The sequence below is a fragment of the Roseiflexus castenholzii DSM 13941 genome (assembly GCF_000017805.1).
Classification (GTDB): domain Bacteria; phylum Chloroflexota; class Chloroflexia; order Chloroflexales; family Roseiflexaceae; genus Roseiflexus; species Roseiflexus castenholzii.
Genome location: NC_009767.1, coordinates 1,918,738 through 1,938,207, shown reverse-complemented (window position 1 = coordinate 1,938,207; position 19,470 = coordinate 1,918,738). Strand labels below are relative to the sequence as shown.

The 19,470-nt window shown below is 59.9% G+C and carries 17 protein-coding genes and 1 tRNA gene; 12 read left to right on the top strand and 6 right to left on the bottom strand.

All coding sequences use genetic code 11. The features are described from left to right. Positions 1 to 11: 11 nt before the first annotated feature. Complete coding sequence (efp, locus tag RCAS_RS07780) at positions 12 to 575, bottom strand: elongation factor P (protein ID WP_012120039.1); 564 nt, start codon at positions 573 to 575, stop codon at positions 12 to 14. Between the two features lie 373 nt (positions 576 to 948). On the opposite strand from efp, the gene RCAS_RS07775 reads away from it, so the two are divergent. The 4 genes from RCAS_RS07775 (at position 949) to RCAS_RS07760 (ending at position 2,824) form a co-directional block, all read left to right on the top strand. Further along, on the top strand, positions 949 to 1,173 hold the full coding sequence (locus RCAS_RS07775) for a hypothetical protein (protein WP_012120038.1): 225 nt from the start codon (positions 949 to 951) through the stop codon (positions 1,171 to 1,173). Next, entirely contained in the window at positions 1,148 to 1,525 is a 378-nt protein-coding gene (locus RCAS_RS26475; RefSeq protein WP_012120037.1) for a type II toxin-antitoxin system PemK/MazF family toxin, read from the top strand. Before RCAS_RS07775 ends, RCAS_RS26475 begins: the two co-directional genes overlap by 26 nt. Positions 1,526 to 1,757: 232 nt before the next feature. Then, entirely contained in the window at positions 1,758 to 2,042 is a 285-nt protein-coding gene (locus RCAS_RS07765; RefSeq protein WP_012120036.1) for a hypothetical protein, read from the top strand. Continuing rightward, entirely contained in the window at positions 2,039 to 2,824 is a 786-nt protein-coding gene (locus RCAS_RS07760) for a lipoate--protein ligase family protein (RefSeq protein WP_012120035.1), read from the top strand. The genes RCAS_RS07765 and RCAS_RS07760 overlap by 4 nt, the downstream gene beginning before the upstream one ends. A 14-nt stretch (positions 2,825 to 2,838) precedes the next feature. On the opposite strand, the gene RCAS_RS07755 is transcribed toward RCAS_RS07760, so the two are convergent. The 3 genes from RCAS_RS07755 to purF form a co-directional block, all read right to left on the bottom strand. Beyond that, positions 2,839 to 3,831 (bottom strand): glycosyltransferase family 2 protein, encoded by a 993-nt coding sequence (locus RCAS_RS07755; protein ID WP_012120034.1) that lies wholly within the window; start codon positions 3,829 to 3,831, stop codon positions 2,839 to 2,841. A 263-nt stretch (positions 3,832 to 4,094) separates the two neighbouring features. Further along, entirely contained in the window at positions 4,095 to 7,013 is a 2,919-nt protein-coding gene (gene polA / locus RCAS_RS07750) for a DNA polymerase I (RefSeq protein WP_012120033.1), read from the bottom strand. Between the two features lie 712 nt (positions 7,014 to 7,725). After that, positions 7,726 to 9,126: an amidophosphoribosyltransferase gene (gene purF / locus RCAS_RS07745; RefSeq protein WP_012120032.1), complete on the bottom strand. Its 1,401-nt coding sequence runs from the start codon at positions 9,124 to 9,126 to the stop codon at positions 7,726 to 7,728. Positions 9,127 to 9,536: 410 nt separating this feature from the next. Between purF and RCAS_RS07740 the strand changes: the two genes are divergently transcribed. The 4 genes from RCAS_RS07740 to RCAS_RS07725 all read left to right on the top strand — a co-directional run bounded on the left by RCAS_RS07740 (position 9,537) and on the right by RCAS_RS07725 (position 13,220). Next, on the top strand, positions 9,537 to 10,619 hold the full coding sequence (locus tag RCAS_RS07740; protein WP_012120031.1) for an ABC transporter ATP-binding protein: 1,083 nt from the start codon (positions 9,537 to 9,539) through the stop codon (positions 10,617 to 10,619). Further along, a complete protein-coding gene (locus RCAS_RS07735) occupies positions 10,555 to 12,126 on the top strand; it encodes an ABC transporter permease (protein ID WP_083760292.1) in 1,572 nt (523 codons plus the stop codon). Before RCAS_RS07740 ends, RCAS_RS07735 begins: the two co-directional genes overlap by 65 nt. Positions 12,127 to 12,169: 43 nt before the next feature. Continuing rightward, positions 12,170 to 12,865, top strand: a complete 696-nt coding sequence (locus RCAS_RS07730) for a zinc metallopeptidase (protein WP_012120029.1) — start codon at positions 12,170 to 12,172, stop codon at positions 12,863 to 12,865. Positions 12,866 to 12,992: 127 nt separating this feature from the next. Next, positions 12,993 to 13,220 carry a nucleoside triphosphate pyrophosphohydrolase family protein gene (locus RCAS_RS07725; protein ID WP_198136019.1) on the top strand — a complete coding sequence of 76 codons (228 nt, stop codon included), beginning with the start codon at positions 12,993 to 12,995 and terminating at the stop codon, positions 13,218 to 13,220. Positions 13,221 to 13,377: 157 nt separating this feature from the next. Here RCAS_RS07725 and RCAS_RS07720 read toward each other — a convergent pair whose 3' ends face one another. Then, complete coding sequence (locus tag RCAS_RS07720) at positions 13,378 to 15,762, bottom strand: GGDEF/EAL domain-containing response regulator (RefSeq protein ID WP_012120028.1); 2,385 nt, start codon at positions 15,760 to 15,762, stop codon at positions 13,378 to 13,380. A gap of 200 nt (positions 15,763 to 15,962) precedes the next feature. Next, a tRNA-Arg gene (locus RCAS_RS07715) sits at positions 15,963 to 16,038 on the bottom strand. 185 nt (positions 16,039 to 16,223) lie between these two features. Here RCAS_RS07715 and RCAS_RS07710 point away from each other — a divergent pair. The 4 genes from RCAS_RS07710 to RCAS_RS07695 all read left to right on the top strand — a co-directional run bounded on the left by RCAS_RS07710 (position 16,224) and on the right by RCAS_RS07695 (position 19,430). Next, positions 16,224 to 16,775, top strand: coding sequence for a hypothetical protein (locus RCAS_RS07710; RefSeq protein WP_012120027.1), 552 nt, complete (start codon positions 16,224 to 16,226; stop codon positions 16,773 to 16,775). 138 nt (positions 16,776 to 16,913) lie between these two features. Next, a complete protein-coding gene (locus RCAS_RS07705; protein ID WP_012120026.1) occupies positions 16,914 to 17,609 on the top strand; it encodes a response regulator transcription factor in 696 nt (231 codons plus the stop codon). Further along, positions 17,606 to 19,057: a sensor histidine kinase gene (locus RCAS_RS07700; RefSeq protein WP_012120025.1), complete on the top strand. Its 1,452-nt coding sequence runs from the start codon at positions 17,606 to 17,608 to the stop codon at positions 19,055 to 19,057. The genes RCAS_RS07705 and RCAS_RS07700 overlap by 4 nt, the downstream gene beginning before the upstream one ends. A gap of 31 nt (positions 19,058 to 19,088) precedes the next feature. Beyond that, a complete protein-coding gene (locus RCAS_RS07695) occupies positions 19,089 to 19,430 on the top strand; it encodes a rhodanese-like domain-containing protein (RefSeq protein WP_012120024.1) in 342 nt (113 codons plus the stop codon). Positions 19,431 to 19,470 lie beyond the last annotated feature (40 nt).

Here is a 19,470-nt window from a genome sequence, read left to right as displayed (position 1 = left end):
ACAGGATGCACTTATTTGATACGTTCGATATACTCACCGGTGCGCGTATCGACCCGCACATAATCGCCCTGATTGACGAAGGCGGGCACTGAGATGACCGCACCGGTCTCCAGCGTCACCTGCTTGTTGACATTCGTCGCCGTATCGCCGCGCACCGCAACGCTGGCTTCTGTCACCTGCAACGTCACGAACAGCGGCGGCTCGACACCCAGAATCTTATTGTCGTCGTAGAACAGGATGTCCGCCATTTCGTTCTCTTTGAGGAACTTCGCCGGCTCGCCGATCAGGTCTTCCGCTACTTCGATCTGCTCGAAGGTTTCGGTATCCATAAAGTGGTAGATGTCCCCCTCGCGGTAGAGGAACTGCATCGGACGTTTTTCGACGCGCACAATCTCGATTTCGGAACCGGCGCGCACCCGCTCTTCGATGGTTTTGCCTGTTTCAATGTTCTTCAGTTTCATGATCACCATTGCGCGCCAGTTGCCGGGGGCGTGGTGATAGAACTCCATCACACGGTGCAACTGACCGTTATGGCGGATAATCATATTTGTGCGCAGATCTGATGTTGTCGCCATACTCCTGGTCTCCACAGAAAGCGCCGCTCGCCTCTGAGCGGCGCCGCGTCAATCGGCTGGTACACGATATATGTCAATTATAGCACAGGACGTATGCGGGTGAGTCGTCTGATAGACGTGTGCTTCTCTGGCGTGTGCGGGACACAGGGCGGCTGGCGTGGGCTGCGACAGGCTCAGCCAACGTCGTCGGATCGACGTGCGCTTCGCTGGCGCGTGTAGGATGCCCGCTGCCATGCCTGTTCTTCGCACCTATGCGCGCTGCTCCTGGGAATGCGGGCGTTACACACAATGTTGCATTCACCGTTTGTCGCACCCGTGCGCCTATGCTATGCTACAATACCTCACGATATGAACCATAGAGAGGATCGGTGAGATGGCGCAGACGGTTCGTGGACCACAAACAGTTCTTAAGTACGAAGTCGAAGTGGGCGAACAGGGGCGAATCGAGATTAGCCTTCCATTTGCCCCGGGTGCACGCGTTGTCGTCTTCGTCATTCCAGAACCGCAGGACGCCCTCAACGACCTGGCCGCGGCGGCAGAAAGCAGTCTGGCGTTCTGGCATAATCCGCTCGATGACGAGGATTGGAATAACGCCTGATCAGGGTGACATTGTGCTCATCCCCATCCCATTTACGGATTTGTCGTCTCAGAAACGGCGGCCTGTCATTATTATCTCCAATGATCACTACAATCAGACCGCCGCCGACATGGTCGTCGTCGCCATGACCTCAAACCCTGTACTTACACCCTACAGCTTTACAATTACGTCGGCGGACCTGGTCCTTGGCACTCTTAATCGGCCAGGCATCGTGCGGGTGGATACGATCTATACCCTTCACCAAACATTGATCACCAGAACATTTGGACGTGTCAACATCCGAACCCTGAATCGGATACGTGCTCTCTTGCGCGAGTTGACAGCACAGAAACCAGACAATCGTCCTGCGTGACTTCAGGATATTGTCCAGGTTATGGTCCAATGGTGCGCTGCCGTTTGGCATCGTATCAACACGCTAAACATTCAACAATGACAGGTCCATGGTCACTCCGAGACGCCGACTATACCAGACGGTGCGATCCGACATTATGCCTGGCGCGTATCATACTATGCTGCAGTTGACCAACGAGCATCCTATCCAACAGCAACGCCAGAGAGCAGTCTTTACAGGAGAGAGGCATGCTATGCACGGCGAATACAAAATCCCTGGAGGAAAACTGGTGGTCGTTGATCTGAACGTGGCTGATGGCGCACTGCGTGATGTGGTGTTGAGCGGCGATTTCTTTCTCGAACCGGCGGAAGCGCTGGAATGGATGACAGCCGCGCTCGATGGTCTCCCGGCGGACACGCCGGTCGAGACGATTGCTGCACGGGTGCGCGACGCAGCCGCGCACGCCGAATTACTCGGCATTACGCCGGAAGGAGTTGCTGAAGCGGTACGCCGCGCGCTTCAGGGAGGTGCGCAATGAGCATACCACCATCATCGTCCTGGCGCGCCTACGACTGGCAGGTGATCCAGAGCGCGCCGATGAAGCCGGTTCTGCACATGGCGCTCGATGAAGCGCTCCTGGAAGCAGTCGCCGCCGGACGTCGCCCGCCGACACTGCGCATCTGGGAGTGGGCTGCCAGCGCCGTCGTGATCGGGCGTTTCCAATCGCTGCGGAACGAAGTCGATCTGGACGGCGCGCAACGCCACGGAGTGCAGGTCGTTCGGCGGATCACCGGCGGCGGTGCGATGTTCATCGAACCGGGAAACACGATCACCTACTCGATCTACGCGCCGGTCGAACTGGTGGCGGGGATGAGCATGATCGACTCCTACGCCTTCTTCGACCGCTGGGTGCTCGACGCGCTGGCGTCACTCGGCGTCGAAGCGTGGTACCAACCGATCAACGACATCACCTCGGCAGCCGGAAAGATCGGCGGAGCGGCGCAAACGCGGCGGGGCGGCGCGGTGCTTCACCATGTGACGATGGCATACGACATCGACAACGCCAAAATGATGGAGGTGTTGCGGATCGGGCGCGAGAAACTCAGTGACAAGGGGATCGCCAGCGCCGCCAAACGGGTCGATCCGCTGCGTCGCCAGACCGGTTTGCCGCGCGAGGCGATCATCGAGCGCATGATCGACACGTTCCGCACGCAGAACGGACTGACCGAATCCAACATCACACCGGAGGAGTGGGAGGCGGCTGAGCGCCTGGTCGCAACAAAATTCGGCACGCAGGAATGGCTGCGCGCCGTGCCATAAGTGCGGCGGGGAGATTATTCATCGAACCCGATCGCATCGGCGACGATATAGAGGGGGCGCTGCTTGACTTCATCGTAAATGCGACCCAGGTATTCGCCGAGGATGCCGAGGAAGACCAGCTGCACGCCCCCCATGAACAGCACCGCCACCAGCGTCGTCGCCTGCCCCAGAAGCTCATTGCCGAGCAGACGCAGAATGATCACCGCAATAATGCCGAGCAACCCGAGCGCCGCCACGCCGAACCCCACATAGGTTGCCAGTTGCAGCGGCAGGTACGAGAATGCGGTAATACCGTCCATCGCAAACTTCAGCATTTTGCGCAGCGGATATTTCGTCACCCCCGCCTTGCGCGCGTCGCGCTTGTAGGTGACGCCAGTCTGCTTGAAGCCGACCCACACCGACAACCCGCGCATGAAGCGGTGATGCTCACGCATCGACTTGAGCGCATCGACCACCTTGCGATCCATCAAGCGGAAGTCGCCGGTGTCGGCAGGAATATCGACGCTGGTAATTTTGCGAATGAGGCGGTAGAAGAGGGAAGCAGTGGCAAGTTTGAAAGCCGTTTCGCCTTCACGTTCGGATCGCACGCCATAAACGAGTTGGTACCCTTCGCGCCAGCGGGCGATCATGTCCACGATCACTTCCGGCGGATCTTGAAGGTCCGAGTCGATCACAGCGACTGCCCTGCCGCGCGCGTAGTCGGTACCGGCAGTGATCGCAATCTGATGCCCGAAGTTGCGTGAAAAGTTGATCACTTTGACGCGCGGATCGCGTTCGTGCAGTTCCAGCATGATCTGGAGCGAGCGATCGCGCGATCCATCGTTCACCAACACAATCTCGAACGGCTCACCCAGCGGCTCGATCGCTGCCACAACACGCCGGTAAAACTCCGGCAATAACACCTCTTCGTTATATACCGGCGCTACAATCGAAAAGGTGGGTTGCTCCGCATCAATCGTGCGCTGGTCACGGGGATGCGCCTGCGCCACAGATTCAACGAAGGTCATATACGGATGGTCTCCTGAAAAGGATTCCTTTCCAGCCAGCACGCCCATGCTCATCGTCACTCCCCTTCATTGTAGCATATGCCCAACCTGATTGTGGCATGCGGGGGTGAAACGAGAATGATACACCGTGCTACACCAGGTATGACATTTGTCATCTTTGTCACATTTGGTGGACGTCGGTCGGCGATAGGGGGTATCCGAGAATGATAAGAATGTTGAACATTCAACGTTCCCACTTTCCCTCCATCAACCCGCGCACCACGTCACACTGGCGTCAGTTCTTCCCAATTCGAACCTTTTTCGATCTCGACGCGCAGCGGGACGGCGAACGGCGGGTGCATATCGCTCAACACCCCTTCCATTCGCTCGCGCACCAGCGCCACCACCTCATCCACTTCCGCCTCCGGCGCCTCGAAGATCAATTCGTCGTGAACCTGGAGCAACATGCGGGTGCGCAACCGGCGGCGACGCAGTTCGGCATCCACAGCAATCATCGCCAGTTTCATGATGTCCGCCGCTGTGGATTGGATCGGATGGTTGATCGCTTCACGTTCGGCTGCCTGACGCCGCGGACCGGACGTGCGCAGGTCGAACATGGGGCGGCGGCGGCCGAAGAGCGACTGCACATACCCTTCATTCCGTCCGGTTTCCAGCGTGCGGTCGATGTAGTCGCGGATGCGGGGGAACTGATTGAACAGGCTATCGATCAGGTTGCGCGCCTGTTCGCGCGAAATACCCAGGCGTTGCGCCAACCCGAATGGGCTGATGCCGTAGATGACGCCAAAAACGACGGTTTTGGCGATCCGCCGCTGATTCTTGTCCACGGCATTGAAACCGACGCCGAACAGACGTGCGGCGGTGGCTGCGTGAATGTCGCGCCCTTCAATAAACGTCTGGATCAGGTTCGGATCGCCGGTGATGTGCGCCAGCACGCGCAACTCGATCTGCGAATAGTCGGCGGCGATCAACACATGACCGGGGGCAGCGATGAAGCCGCGCCGCACCTCGCGCCCCTCTTCGGTGCGGGTTGGAATATTTTGCAGGTTCGGCGAATTGCTGCTCAACCGCCCGGTCGCCGCACCAAGCTGATTGTAATCGGTATGGACTCTGCCGGTCTCCGGGTTGACCAGCGCCGGGAGTTCATCAACATAGGTTGATTTGAGTTTGCTCAGGCGACGGTGGCGCAGGATTAACTCAATAATGCCGGTAGTGTCGCTTGCCTGCAACTCTTCGAGCGCCTGCGCCGTCAGCGAGTAGCGCCCTGTCCGGGTGCGTTCGAGACCCGTTGTGGGCAGGTTGATCTTGGGACCGAACAGCACCTCGCTCAACTGATCGCCGGAGTTGATATTGAACGGTTTCCCGGCGATGGCAAAGATCTGCTGCTCGATCTGTGCAAGTTCCCGACCCATGCGCTCCCCCAGAGCGCGCATATACGGAACATCCAGCAGAATGCCGGACTGCTCCATCCGCACCAGCACCGGCACGAGCGGCATTTCCAGGCGGTAGAACATATCGGCGAGACTCCCGGCAGCACGCAGTTTCGCTTCGAGCGCCGGTTGCAGGCGCAGCGTCATATCGGCGTCGGCAGCAGCATATCGCGTAGCGCGGGCAATCGGCACCTCTGCGAAGGTGACCTGGTTCTTCCCCTTGCCGATCAGGTCGCCAATTGCGTCCAGCGGTTCAGCGAGTTCCAGTTCGTAGAACGCCAGGTCTTTCAAATTACGACGTTTGTCGAGCAAGCCAGCCGCCAGCATCGTATCGAACGACAAACCGGCGACCGGCATGCCGGCGCGTTCCAGCACTTCGATATCAAACTTGGCGTTGTGGGCAACCTTGGGGCGCGCCGGATCGGCAAAGAATGAGCGTAGCGCCGCGATCACCCGATCGCGCGGCAATTGCATCTCGCCGGTGGTATGCCCGACGGGAATGTACCAGGCTCGACCGGGGACCGTCGCCAGCGACAGACCGACGAGATCATCGCGCAGCGGGTTCATCCCGCGCGTTTCGGTATCGAACGCAACCAGCGGCGCCGTGGCGAGTTCGGCGACCACCGCTTCCAGGTCGGCATCGGTGCAGGCAGCGCGGTATTCACCCGGCGCTGCGCGCAGCGGCGCCTCGACATGCGCGACCGGCGGCGGCACAACCTCTGGATCGCCAAACAGGGTCAACTGCTGCGGCTCGGCGGACGACTCTCGCACAGCAGGCGCTTCCGGCGCGAACATGTCCGCCTGAAGCGGCGCCGATGCGTCTGCCTGCGGTATGGACGGCAGCGGCTGCGCAACGGTCGTACTGCCGGATGGCGGAAGGCGCTTCACCAGCGATGCACCAAACTCGAGTTCCTGAAAGACCGCGATCACCCGGCTGCGGTCGTAATCGGCGAGCGTTGCGTCTGCAAGGTTGAGCGTTACCGGCGCATCACACACAATGGTCGCCAGTTTCTTGCTGAACAGCGCAATGTCGCGCTGCCCTTCGAGATGCTTCTGATAGCGTTTCGGCGCTTCGTCCAGATGGTCGTACAGGTTCTCGATTGTGCCAAACTGATTGAGGAGCGCAATTGCGCCAGCCTCACCAATGCCTTTGACACCGGGGATATTGTCGGACGGATCGCCCTTCAAGCCGCGCAGGTCGGCAAGTTGATGGGGGCGCAGCCCTTTGTAGCGTTCCGTCACCTCCGCGACGCCGTAGCGCGTGGTATTTTTCGGTCCGCGGAGATACGGATTGTTGAGGAGCACGGTCACATGATCGTCGACCAGTTGCAGCGTATCGGTATCGCCGGTGAGGATCAGCACATCAACGCCGCGTTCAGTCGCCTGACGCGCCAGCGTGCCGATCACATCATCGGCTTCGTATCCTTCGGCGGTATAGATCGGAATGTCGAACGCCGCTAGCACCTGCTTGATGCGTTCCAGTTGCTGCTCAAACTCAGCCGGGGTCTCGGCGCGGTTCGCCTTGTATTCGGCGTACAGATCGTCGCGGAAAGTCTTGCCGACATCGAACGCCACTGCGGCATATTCCGGTTGATACTCCTCGATGGCATTGAGCATCGCCGAGGTGAACCCGTAGACCGCATAGGTTGGCTCGCCGGTCGAGGAGCGCAACCCCGCTTCCGCCAGCGCGTGGAAGGCGCGATACGCCAACGCATGACCATCGATCAGCAACAGCAGCGGACGGTTGTGTGCCACAGGATGCTCACTCTGCCATTCTTCAATGGCGCTCCAGCCAGTAACACGAATATTCTAACGCATTCTGCGGGGCGAGACAAACGATCCGACAAAAAATGCGCGCTACAGCGTGCGGCGCACGAGCGCACGACCCCATACGTGAGCGGTTTCCCGACGGGCTTCACACTCGATACTGTTCGAAGCAACTCACACAAAGGCACGAAGACGCGAAGGTTTTGGAACGCACCTGGGAGGAGTCGCAGCGCCACCTCGCTCCAACGCCCTCTTCTCCCTGCTTCGGCGCCGCGCTTCGGCATGCTCAGCGTACTGCTTGTGTGAAGAAGGGGATTGGGGGATGAGGGAAAAACAGGCATCGTGGTTGGTAGCGTCACCGGTCACAAGATGGAACCAGGCGCGCAACGTCGGGGATGAGGGGCATTGAACTGCGAATAATACCAGGTGGCGTTCAGTCAGACAAAATGTTCGCGCGTTCGTTGGGCAAGGCGCAACGGTCAACGCACACCGGCAGACGTGTCGTGGACGCAGACTGCGCCCCGGCATCAGCAGCCCCAGCGGGGCTTTCACTCGCGGTGAGCATAGTCGAACTGCGTCCTCAGCGAGGGCTTTCGCCCGCAGCGTCCCGGCAGTATTGTACGAATGACCGCACGTTCGTATTAGTCCTGGGCAGCGCAGCGGGTGAGCCGCCAGCCGTTGGGCGACGTTGCCGCCTTCCTCACCCCTCAAACGCTTCCTTTTCGAGCAGATGCACGTCCACCGGATAATTCCCGGTGAAGCAGCCATTGCAGAACCCCTTGCCCGAATTGCCAGTTGCGCGAATGAGACCTTCCAGGCTGAGATACGCCAGGCTATCGACCCCCAGGTGATCGCGGATCTCCGGCAGCGTCAAGCGATGCGCGATCAGCTCCGGGTAGGTTGCCATATCGACGCCGAGGAAGCAAGGATGCTTGATCGGTGGCGACGAGACGCGCATATGAACCTCCACAGCCCCGGCATCGCGCAACAACCGCACAATCGGACCTGACGTATTCCCGCGCACGATGCTATCGTCCACCAGCACCACACGTTTACCCGCCAGGCTATCACTCAACGGGTTGAACTTCAACTGTACGCCAAGTTTGCGCAGGCGATCGTCGGGCTGAATGAAAGTGCGCCCAATATACCGGTTCTTGATCAACCCTTCCTGATAAGGAATGCCCGACTCCTGCGCATAGCCAATGGCGGCGGGAACAGCGCTGTCGGGCACCGGAATGACAATATCGGCGTCGGCCGGCGCTTCGCGCGCCAGTTCACGCCCGGCAGCAACCCGCGCAGCGTGAAGCGTTTGTCCATCGACAATGCTGTCGGGGCGGGCAAAATAGATGTATTCAAAAAGGCACATGGCACGTTGCGGCGCAGGAGAGTGCGCAATCGTGCGCGGACCGCGCTCATCGAACGCCATGATCTCACCCGGCGCCAGTTCGCGTTCCAGTGTTGCGCCAATGGTTGCCAGCGCACAACTCTCCGACGCCACCACCCACCCGCCATTGCCAAGATGCCCGTAGCAGAGCGGGTGCAACCCCCAGGGATCGCGCACTGCGTAGAGTGTATCGCGCGTCATCACCGTCAGGCAGTACGCTCCTTCGGCACGGATCATGAAGACGCGCAACTTTTCTTCCCAGGTTCGTCCCTCGCCGCCGGCGAGCATCTGCGTGATCACTTCGCTATCACTCGACGATATCAGCCCCACGCCGCGCGTCAACAATTCGCGCCGCAATTGCGGCGCATTCGTCAGGTTGCCGTTATGACCGACCGCCAGAGGTCCAAGGACACTCTCGACCACAAACGGCTGCGCATTTTGCAATTTCGATGATCCGGTAGTGGAGTAGCGGGTGTGCCCGATTGCGATATATCCTTTGAGCGGGCGCAATTTTTCTTCATTGAACACCTGAGCGACCAGGCCCATTTCCTTGTGGAGATGGATGCGTCGCCCGTCGGATACTGCAATGCCCGCACTCTCCTGCCCGCGATGTTGCAGCGCATAAAGACCGAAGAACGTCAGGCGCGCCACGTCCTCGTGCGGCGCATAGATGCCAAAGATGCCGCACTCATGCCCTGGACTGTCGCCCCATGCCATGTGATTGCTCCCTGATACGGATCCCCCGGAGGTGTGGTTGCACAACTCTACGCTGCCCGCAGACTGAAACTTCGTGCCGGGGTTTTGTATTGCCACAGTCTGCGCATGACTATTATACCGCAATGTCTCCGATAGAGCGCTCCATCGCTTCATTGCAGCAATGTCGCACTGCAACGTCGCCGGGCAAGGTATGATCCAGACACACGCTGCATCCTGTACAATGGTAAGGAGAGTCGCGTCACATACCGCTCAGGAGCATGGTGAGTGAGCGCGCGCGGATCGCCACGGATTGCGACCGATGGGGGCGGATCAGGTCGCACAGTCGTTCGCCGTTCCTGGTTCTCGGTTCTTGGTCCTTGGTTCTCGGTTCCTGGTTCTCGGTTCTCAGCACCTCGCGCCGGAGCGCGCCTATGACATCGCCGCGCGCCAATGCTATCGAATCACAGGACGTCAGTCTGATCTTCGGCGAGAACGCCGGTGTCTTCGACCAGACCTACATCGTGCCCGAAGGAACAATCCTCGGACTGATCGGACCAAGTGGGTGTGGCAAGACCACGACCGTGCGCCTGGCGCTTGGACTCTACCGTCCTCATAAGGGAACCATTCGCGTGCTTGGCGTCAATCCGGCGACATTTCGCGCCGAACACCAGGCGCATATCGGATACATCCCGCAGCAATTCGTGCTCTACCCCAATCTAAGCGTGGCGGAAAACGCCGAATTCATCGCATCGCTCTATGGCATGCGCCGCTCGCAGATTCGCGCGCGCCTCGACGAACTGCTCGAATTTGTCGATCTCACCGACGCGCGCCATCGCCTGGGACGGCAACTCTCCGGCGGCATGCAACGACGCCTCATGCTCGTCGGCGCACTCATGCACGACCCAGACCTGATCTTTGCCGATGAGCCAACGGCCGGCATCGACCCGGTGCTGCGCGGAAAGTTTTGGGACTATTTTCGCGCGCTGCGCGACCAGGGGCGCACGCTCCTGATCACAACCCAGATCGTGAGCGAAGCAATGTACTGCGACTATGTCGCCGTTATGCGGCAGGGGCGCCTGCTGGCAATCGACACGCCACAGAACCTGAAGCGCCGCGCACTCGGCGGCGAAATCATTCACCTGACGCTGGCGAACCCGGCCAACCTGGCAAAGGCGGTCGGCGCACTGCGCCGCTACCCACACGTCAAAGAAGTGCGCTACGTCCCCGAGTCGGACCGCGAACTGTACGTGACGGTCGATGACGCCGGCGACTGGATTCCAGATGTGCTCAACCTCCTGGAGGATCCAAACGGACCGAATATTGTCGTCGAGAGCGCCGAAGAACTGGCATTAACCTTCGACGACGTCTTTATTCGCATTATCCGACAGTGGGAAACTCAGCCAATCGATCCAACGCCAACGGTCGACGACATGGCGGAGAAAGCAACATATGACCAGCACCGTGCCGGATCGTCCTATGCCTCACACCCTGACGACAACACACCCCGCCGATGAAGTGACACGCTGGTTGATCCGCATTCGCGCCTACTTTCTCAAAGAAGTGCGCGAGATACGCCGCCAGCCGTTGCTCCTGATCAGCCTGGTCGCCGGTCCGCTCCTGGTGCTCGTGATCTTCGGCGCAGGGTTCGTCAACAGCAACCCTGTGCTGCGCACCGCGCTCATTCTGCCGGACGATCTACCGGTTGAGTTGCGCACTCAGATCACGGGACTGGTCGGACTCAATTTCAGGCTGGTCAACCGCGCTTATACCCCTGTCGAAGCGCGCGCAGCGCTGGCAAACGGCGACCTGGACGTCGTTCAGATCGTGCCGGACAATGTATTCGGCAAACTGCAACGCGGCGAGAACCCGACTATCCTGATCTACTCAAATGCCATCAATCCACTCGTCGAAGGATGGATTCAGTACCTGGCGTATGCCCAGGTCAACGAGATCAACAAGGCGCTGCTGACGGAACAGACCCGTCTGGCGCAGCAACAGGCGCGCGCTGTAGGGGTGCGGATCGCAGTTGGCGCCGAACGCCTGACCAACCTGGAACGCGAGGTGAGTCGCGCCGAGCAGGAAGCGATCCGCCAGGAATTGCGCACCCTGCGCGCATTGATCGTCCAATTCCGCGATACGATTCCGCCGGAGAGCCTGTTCGCCGGTCGCGGCGATGATGTCGAACAACTGCGCGCACGTGCCAATGAAGCCATTCGTTCCCTCGGCGAGGTGGAAGCCATACTGTCTTCCGGCGACCTTGAGCGCGGGTTGGACGAACTGCGCGACTCGAAGGAATTGCTGCGGCTGCTCGATCAGCAGATCGCCATTTTCGTCAGCATCGCGCCGGAGACAATCGTCTCTCCCGTGCAGCAACGCTACCAGAATATTCGCACAGAAGCGATCGGGCAGGCAAGCGGCGCTTACCCGGCAGTGGTATACTATGCACCGGGCGTTCTGGCATTGCTGGTGCAGCACACGGCGGTATCGCTGGGGGCGCTGGCGCTGGTGCGTGAGCGTATGATGGGCGCCTTCGAGTTGTTCCGGGTATCGCCCGCCAATATGGTGCAACTGCTCATCGGCAAATACCTTGGCTACACGGTGGTCATCGCAGTTGCATCCGCAGCCCTTGCGGCAGCCATGCGGTTGCTCGGCGTGCCACTCAACGGCAGTTGGCTGCTCTTCATCCTGTTGCTGCTGATGCTGACCATCGCATCACTGGGGGTGGGATTTCTCATCTCAACCGTCGCAGGGTCGGACAGTCAGGCAATTCAGTTTGCGATGATCAGCCTGCTTCTGTCGATCTTCTTCAGCGGCTTTTTCATCAGTCGTGACAGTTTCGCTGCATGGGTGGAGCCGATTATTGTGATTATTCCGATGAGTCACGGTGTTGTGGGGTTTCAAGACCTGATGCTGCGCGGCATCACGCCAGAACCAGCGGTCTGGATCGACCTGGGAGTCATTGCCATCGTCACGTTCGGTTTGGTTACATTCCTGACACAACGCCAGTTTCGCCGCGCGTAACGATGGACGCGCATCGCAACCCGATATTCAGAAGGAAACGACCATGTTCTTCAGTCCTCTGTACCTGATTGTCATGCTGCTGGGCGCCGGCATCACGTTATGGGCGCAGTGGAAGGTGCAGTCTGCCTACAAGAAGTATGCGCAGGTGCGCAATGCGCGTAATATGACCGGTCTCGATGTGGCGCGCGTCCTGATGCGCAATGAAGGTCTCGACGATGTGCGTGTCGAACAGATCGGCGGTGAATTGACCGATCACTACGATCCGCGCGCGAAGGTGATGCGTCTTTCCGCCGGTTCAATTGCCCATCCGTCGGTGGCAGCGATGGCCATTGTTGCGCATGAGTTGGGGCACGCATTGCAGGACCGACAGGGATACGCCTGGTTGCGGTTGCGCTCCGGGATCGTCGGTATTGTGAATGTCGGTTCGCAACTCGGCGGTATTCTCCTGATGGTCGGACTGGTGCTCGGCGCTTTTTCGCGCGCAGGTCTGGCGCTTGCCTGGATCGGCGTGCTGCTGATGAGCGGCGGTGCGATATTCAGTCTGGTCACGCTGCCGGTCGAGTTCGACGCCAGCGCGCGCGCACGCGCCATGCTCGAACGGTATGGTCTGGTCACGCGCCAGGAAGCCGAAGGGGTCAAAGCAGTGCTCGATGCCGCAGCGCTGACCTATGTCGCCGCCGCAGCGACCGCTATCCTGCAAATGTTGTATTATGTCTCCCTTCTGATGCGGCGACGATAGCAGTGAGCGACGGAGCGAACGGCACCAATATGGATAACCTGAACGAATATCAGCGCCGGTCCCGCTCAACCTGACAGCCGGTCCGCGTTGACCATCCGAATTATCTATCCAACGCCTGGACTGGTCCATGAAGCGGGTGAAGTCGCAGGCAGAAGATATTCCACAACCGCCAGAGATCATCACGCCGGAAGATCAGGAGGCGCTCAAGTATGAACCGGGGGATGGGCGCAGGCGCCTTGCACAAATCTGTACTGAACTGAAACTGACACTGGCTGAGGTGGCAGAAGCCAATCAGGAGAAACGACGCTCCCGTCAGGAACGCGGACAGATCGGCGGCGACGGAGATCACCGGTAGCGGGTCTCATACCGATTACGATTGAAGATGCCGCATGCGTGTCATTCCGAGCCCTTCGCTTCGCTCAGGGTAAACGCAGCGAGGAATCTGCGCGGGTCGCGCACGACCCCTCGCGCTGCTCAGGGTGACCATGCCGGATGTTCACAGGTAATTGGTCTCACTTCTCAATGCTCAACTCTCTGCGGCGCGCTATCCATTCCGCCGCCGCTTCCGCATCGACCGCCCGACCGAACAGCCACCCCTGCGCACAGGTGCATCCAAGCTGCAACAGCGCCGCGCGTTGTTCTTCCGTTTCGACACCTTCTGCCACCACTCCCAGGTTCAACTCACGGGCAAGCGTGATCACAGCACGCACAATTGTAATAGAAAGTGGATCATGCATCATCGACTGGACGAACGACCGATCAATTTTGACACCATTAATCGGCAGGCGCGCCAGGTGACCGAGCGATGAGTACCCGGTGCCAAAATCGTCCAACACCACCTGCACCCCCAACTCCTTGAGTTGCTGCAACTGTGTCACCACCAGATCGAGATCGCGCAGCGTCGCTTTCTCGGTGATTTCGATGGTCAGCGCCGCGCCAGGCAAGTTGAACTCACGTAGCGCCTGCCGCACCTGATGCGGCAGTTCCGTCTGTTCGAGCTGCCGACTATGAATATTGACACTGACAGGAAGTTCGGCGGCGCTGCCGAACTGATCGCGCCAGCGCCGCGCCTGACGGCAGACTTCGACAATACTCCAGGCGCCCATCGCCGGGATCATACCCGCTTCCTCGGCAACCGGCAAAAAACCGTCGGGCAGCACCAGCCCGCTGAGCGGACGATGCCAGCGCATGAGCGCCTCAAATCCCCGGATCGCTCCGCTGGCGAGATCAACGATTGGCTGATAGTGCAGCAGCAACGCCTGCCGATGCAACGCCTGACGCAACTCGATTTCGAGTTGCAGTTGCGTTGTCGCTGCCGTATGCATCGCCTCCTCGAACAGCACGATTCGGGATCGCCCGCGCGCCTTCGCCTGATGCAGCGCCGTATCGGCATCACGCAACAGTGCGGCTGCACTGGTCGTGCGCCCATCATCAATCGCAATCCCCAGACTGACGCCAACCATCAACGACTGATCCTGCACCGTGATCGGATGGCTCAGCGCTTGCTGGATGCGCAGCGCAATCCGCCAGATATCGTCCAGAGAGCCGACCGAATCGAGAACCACGGCGAATTCATCGCCGCCAAGACGCGCGACCGTGTCGCCAGGACGGGTGATATGCTTCAGGCGACCAGCGACGGCGATCAGCACTTCATCACCGACCATATGACCGAGGCTATCATTGATCTGCTTGAACCGATCCAGGTCGAGCAGCAAGATACCGCACAGCGCCGCTCCGTGACGGTTGCGTCGCTCCAATGCCAGTTGCAACCGGTCGAGCAGCAAGGTTCGATTTGCCAGACCGGTCAGTGGATCGTGCGACGACAGGTATGCCAGGCGATCTTCGGTCAACTTGCGCTGCGTCACATCGGTATGGACGGCCACCAGCGCGATGACCTGGTTCGACGCATCCAGCACCGGGTCGATATGCAACAGGACGCTGATTGCCGCGCCCTGGCGATCGATCAGGCGCATTTCCCCCCGATAGGACTGCCCGCTGCGCACTGCGCTCAGCGCTGCACGCGCAGTGCCGACATCGCGATACAAACGCAACAGACCACCCGCCATCCGCAGATCATCGAGCGTCAAGCCGGTCATTTTTTGAAACGCGGGATTCTGGTAATGCGGCACCCCGTCGAGATCGGCAATGACGATGCCGTCACTGGTGCTGGAAATAGCAGCCATCATCAATCGCAGATCGACATCGAGGCGGTGGTGGCGAGATATGCCACGTAAGATCGCCAGGTACGCATCATCAGATCGATCATCGAGCACATGGAGCAAAAACAGCTCCGCTGCAATCGGCTCGTCGTTCCGTCGTGGAATATCAATCGTCGTCGCCAGATTCGAGACGATTGGCGTGCCAAACGGTTCACCGATCAGGCGTTCGGTCAGCACGCCAAACAGCGCGGCAGCAGCGGCGTTCGCCTGATTGACCCGCCCATCGCGACCGATCAGGAGCACGGCATCGTTGCTGCGCAACACCAGGTCCTTCAGAGCGACCGGCTGATCGCCCTTCTCTGCCAGGCGGTGCGCTGCCGCACTGCGCAAACGCGCAACTATTGCACTGGCCGCTGCCTCAGAACTGACAAAATCGTGCGCGCCGGCTGCCAGCGCGGCTAATGCGCGCGGATCGGCATCGTTGACCACCAGCGCGAGGATCGGCACATGTGGCGCAACGGTCACAATGGAGGCGATCAGTTCCAGCGGAACATCGGGGAAAGGACTGACATCGAGCAGCACCACATCAACACGAGTAACCGACAATGTGGATAACGCCTGATCGGGAGACACATGATCGAGCGTGATCGCCAGATCGCCGAATGCAACGCGGAGCCTGCCTGCAACTTCATCACTCTGAGCAACCAATAACACGCTGAGCGGTGTCTCATCTTTCATAGCGCCTCACATACGCCGATCTCAACACACCGATGGACAACTCACATTGCACGTGGATGAAAAAGCAAGCCATCTCCTGATCGAGGGCGACGCACCAGGGGAGACACATACGGCGCGGGCTATTTTTGCAAGAACAGACAACGTACTGCTCAAACGATACAAACTTTGCGGGTCGTCGGCGACCGGCAGCGGCATAAAAATGGCGGTCCAGGAGGGACTCGAACCCCCAACACCCAGTTCCGAAGACTGGTGCTCTATCCATTGAGCTACTGGACCTGGAATCGCTATTCAGTGTAGCACATGAAGTTACACATTGCAACGTTTCATTAATTAAGTGAAATCAACATTCCCCAACTCCCAATGATCTGCGCGCCATCTCCATCGGTTCTCCATCCTTCCCTGCTACACTCTGGTCGTCATCACAAAGGCCACAGGTTCACACATCCGAAAGGAGAACGACAATGATTTCGCGCACGTGGATATGGTTCATTGGAGCGCTGGCAGTGACAGCGCTGGTCTTCATCGCCCCCAACGTCAACGCCCAGCAGGCGCCCGGCGCATGCCCGTTTGGCGGAGTCTGTCCCACGGGCACGCCACTGATGCTGCGATCAGGCGGCGGCACGCCAATGCAGGGACGAGACGGCGGGTTGATCGGCGTCGCCGCCGACACGCTGGGAATGACGCGCCAGGCGCTGCTGAGCGAACTATACGGCGGCAAGACGATTGCCGACGTGGCGCTGGCGCAGGGGGTTGATCCACTGACGATCGTCGATGCCTTCGTGTCGCCACAGTTCGCCCGAATCGACGCGCTGGTTGCGCGCGGCGTTATCACCCAAAAACAGGCGGACGACGCCAGGGAGAGCATGCGCACCCATATCACCGTCCTGGTCAGTTCACCAATCGAATCGTGGGTGCGGCAGGCGCACGATCCGCTCATCGGGCAACGCCCCAGTACCGCCGGGCAGGGTCCGGCCACACAATCCGGCGGGCGCGGTCCTCGATGGCAGCGCTGAAGATGCACCACGCGCTTCGCCGGCACAAGCGATCAGGATAACCCGGCAACGCGCGTTCTGCGGAACAGAAGCAAGACTCACAACGTCGTGAGTCCTGCTTCTGTTACAATTATGGATATTCGACAGCGAGGATGAGGTATGCCCCAACGCATTCTGGTGGTTGATGATGATCGTCAGATCACGCGGCTGGTCAGCGCCTACCTGGAGCACGCTGGATTTCAGACACTGACTGCACACGATGGCGCAACTGCCCTCCGCCTGGCACGCAGTGAGCGCCCCGATCTGATGGTGCTCGATCTGATGCTGCCCGATATCGATGGCGCCGATCTGACGCGCGCCATACGCGCCGACCCGCATATCGCCGCAATGCCGATTATTATGCTGACGGCACGGGTTGACGACACCGACAGGATTGTGGGGCTCGAACTCGGCGCCGACGATTACATCACCAAGCCATTCAATCCACGCGAGGTCGTTGCGCGGGTGCGCGCTGTTCTGCGCCGCACCAGCGGTGGAACGCCGCAGCCAGCGGTCCTCCTCGAAGCAGGTCGGGTGCGGCTCGATCCTGATCGACACGAAGTGACCGTGGCAGGTCAACCCCTCAACCTGACGCCGACCGAGTTTCATCTGCTGCGCATCTTTCTGAGCCTGCCAGGGCATGCGTTTACGCGCCGCGAATTGATCGAGGAAGGGGTTGGCTATGAGTATGAAGGGATGGAACGCACGATTGACAGCCATATCAAGAATCTGCGCCGCAAACTTGAATCGGTCGATGCCGGCATCAGGATCGAAACCGTGTATGGCGTGGGTTATCGCCTGAAGGTTGTCGCATGATCCGACGATTATGGGTTCAACTGGCGCTGGCGTTCGCCCTGGTGACAACGCTAAGCGTGCTGCTGACCGCGCTACTGGCAAATATGCGAGCCGGCGCCGATTTTCGCGCGTTTCTGGCGCAGAGCCAGGCGCAGCAACTCGATCTGCTCCCGCGCCTCGCTGCATACTACGCAACACATCGAGACTGGGACGGCGTCGAGACTGTCTTTGCCAGCATTCGCGGGATGGGACCGCGCGGCATGGGACCGGGAAGTCCAGGGATGCTGCGCGGTCCGCTTGAACTGGTTCTTACCGACACTGAAGGACGAGTCATCTATTCCAGCGCCGCCGGGAGCGGGACGGCGGCGCGCCTCAACCGCGACGACATGCGCCAGGCGATGCCGGTGATCGTCGATGGGACCACGGTCGGTTACCTGATGGCGCGATTGCAGCGCGATACCGCACTTTCCACCGCAGCGCAACGCTTCCTTGCCGAACTCAACGAGACACTGGTGCAGGCAGGTTTGCTTGCCACCGTGTTTGGGTTGATCCTGGGCATCGTGATTGCCCGCAGCCTGACTACACCCATCGATCACCTGGCGCGCGCTGCTCGCCGTCTTGCGTCTGGCGATCTGACCCGGCGCGCGCCGGTCGCGGGACCGGTCGAGGTCGCCAGCGCCGCTGAAGCCTTTAATGCCATGGCTGCCAGCCTCGAAGAAGCGGAGCAGGCGCGTCGCCGATTACTTGCCGACATTGCCCACGAACTGCGAACGCCGCTCAGCGTCATTCAAGGCAACCTGCGCGCTCTGCTCGACGATGTATTTCCGCTCGAAAAAGATGAGATCGCAACGATTTACGACGAGACGCTCCTGCTCAGTCGCCTGGTTGCCGATCTGCGAGAGCTGACGCTCGCCGAGGCCGGTCAGTTGCGCCTCGATCTGGCGCCTGTCGATGTGGCAGGCGTCGTCGCGCAGAGCATGGCGCTGTTTACTGCACAGGCGCTCGAAAAACAGGTAACCCTGCACACTGAATGTGAACCGGACCTGCCGCCGGTTCTGGCAGATGCTGACCGCATTGCGCAGGCGCTCAATAATCTGCTGTCGAATGCGCTGCGTTACACGCCTGAAGGAGGAACCGTGCGCATTATTGCCTCACGAGCGCGGCAGTCGGTCTGCACTGTGCCAGAGACTGATATGATCTGCATTCGCGTGATCGATACCGGTCCGGGCATCCCCGCCGCCGACCTGCCGCGCGTATTCGACCGCTTCTGGCGCGCCGACCGCGGGCGGGCGCGGGCGCACGGCGGCACAGGGCTGGGGCTTGCTATCGCCCGTCAACTCGTGCTGGCGCACGGCGGCGCGATGGGTGTCGAAAGCGAACCCGGCAAGGGAGCGTGCTTCTGGTTTACCCTTCCGGTGACACCGGCCCCTGTAACGTTCCAGCCGCGCGATGCATCATATTCCTGGTGAAAGCCGTAACAAAGAATCGGAGAGGCACACGATGTTCAACTTCTTCCGACCGCAACCCCGACACGACGAAATTACGCCGACCGAAGTGCAGCAGCGCCTTGCCCGCGGTGATCGACTCTATCTGCTCGACGTGCGTGAACGCGAAGAGTATGTCGAAGCGCACATTCCCGACAGTGTGCTCATTCCACTCGGGCAGTTGTCGCGGAAACTGAGCAGCATTCCGAAAGACGCAACCATCATTGCCATCTGCCGTTCAGGGAATCGCAGCGGCGTCGCCGCCGACATGCTCCGGCGCGCCGGGTACGGCGATGTGCTCAACCTGCGCGGCGGCATCATCGCCTGGGTGCGCGCCGGGCTGCCGGTCGTCGCCTGAATCTTAAAACCACAGAGACACAGAGCATATGGCGAAGCGC

Coding starts and splice junctions, on each gene's coding strand:
- RCAS_RS07725 (WP_198136019.1), top strand. CDS start 12,993: ATGAAGCGGGTGAAGTCGCAGGCAGAAGATATTCCACAACCGCCAGAG.
- RCAS_RS07765 (WP_012120036.1), top strand. CDS start 1,758: ATGCACGGCGAATACAAAATCCCTGGAGGAAAACTGGTGGTCGTTGAT.
- RCAS_RS07740 (WP_012120031.1), top strand. CDS start 9,537: ATGACATCGCCGCGCGCCAATGCTATCGAATCACAGGACGTCAGTCTG.
- RCAS_RS07755 (WP_012120034.1), bottom strand. CDS start 3,831: ATGACCTTCGTTGAATCTGTGGCGCAGGCGCATCCCCGTGACCAGCGC.
- RCAS_RS07700 (WP_012120025.1), top strand. CDS start 17,606: ATGATCCGACGATTATGGGTTCAACTGGCGCTGGCGTTCGCCCTGGTG.
- RCAS_RS07775 (WP_012120038.1), top strand. CDS start 949: ATGGCGCAGACGGTTCGTGGACCACAAACAGTTCTTAAGTACGAAGTC.
- RCAS_RS07710 (WP_012120027.1), top strand. CDS start 16,224: ATGATTTCGCGCACGTGGATATGGTTCATTGGAGCGCTGGCAGTGACA.
- RCAS_RS07720 (WP_012120028.1), bottom strand. CDS start 15,762: ATGAAAGATGAGACACCGCTCAGCGTGTTATTGGTTGCTCAGAGTGAT.
- RCAS_RS07705 (WP_012120026.1), top strand. CDS start 16,914: ATGCCCCAACGCATTCTGGTGGTTGATGATGATCGTCAGATCACGCGG.
- purF (WP_012120032.1), bottom strand. CDS start 9,126: ATGGCATGGGGCGACAGTCCAGGGCATGAGTGCGGCATCTTTGGCATC.
- RCAS_RS07695 (WP_012120024.1), top strand. CDS start 19,089: ATGTTCAACTTCTTCCGACCGCAACCCCGACACGACGAAATTACGCCG.
- efp (WP_012120039.1), bottom strand. CDS start 575: ATGGCGACAACATCAGATCTGCGCACAAATATGATTATCCGCCATAAC.
- RCAS_RS07735 (WP_083760292.1), top strand. CDS start 10,555: ATGACCAGCACCGTGCCGGATCGTCCTATGCCTCACACCCTGACGACA.
- RCAS_RS26475 (WP_012120037.1), top strand. CDS start 1,148: ATGACGAGGATTGGAATAACGCCTGATCAGGGTGACATTGTGCTCATC.
- RCAS_RS07760 (WP_012120035.1), top strand. CDS start 2,039: ATGAGCATACCACCATCATCGTCCTGGCGCGCCTACGACTGGCAGGTG.
- RCAS_RS07730 (WP_012120029.1), top strand. CDS start 12,170: ATGTTCTTCAGTCCTCTGTACCTGATTGTCATGCTGCTGGGCGCCGGC.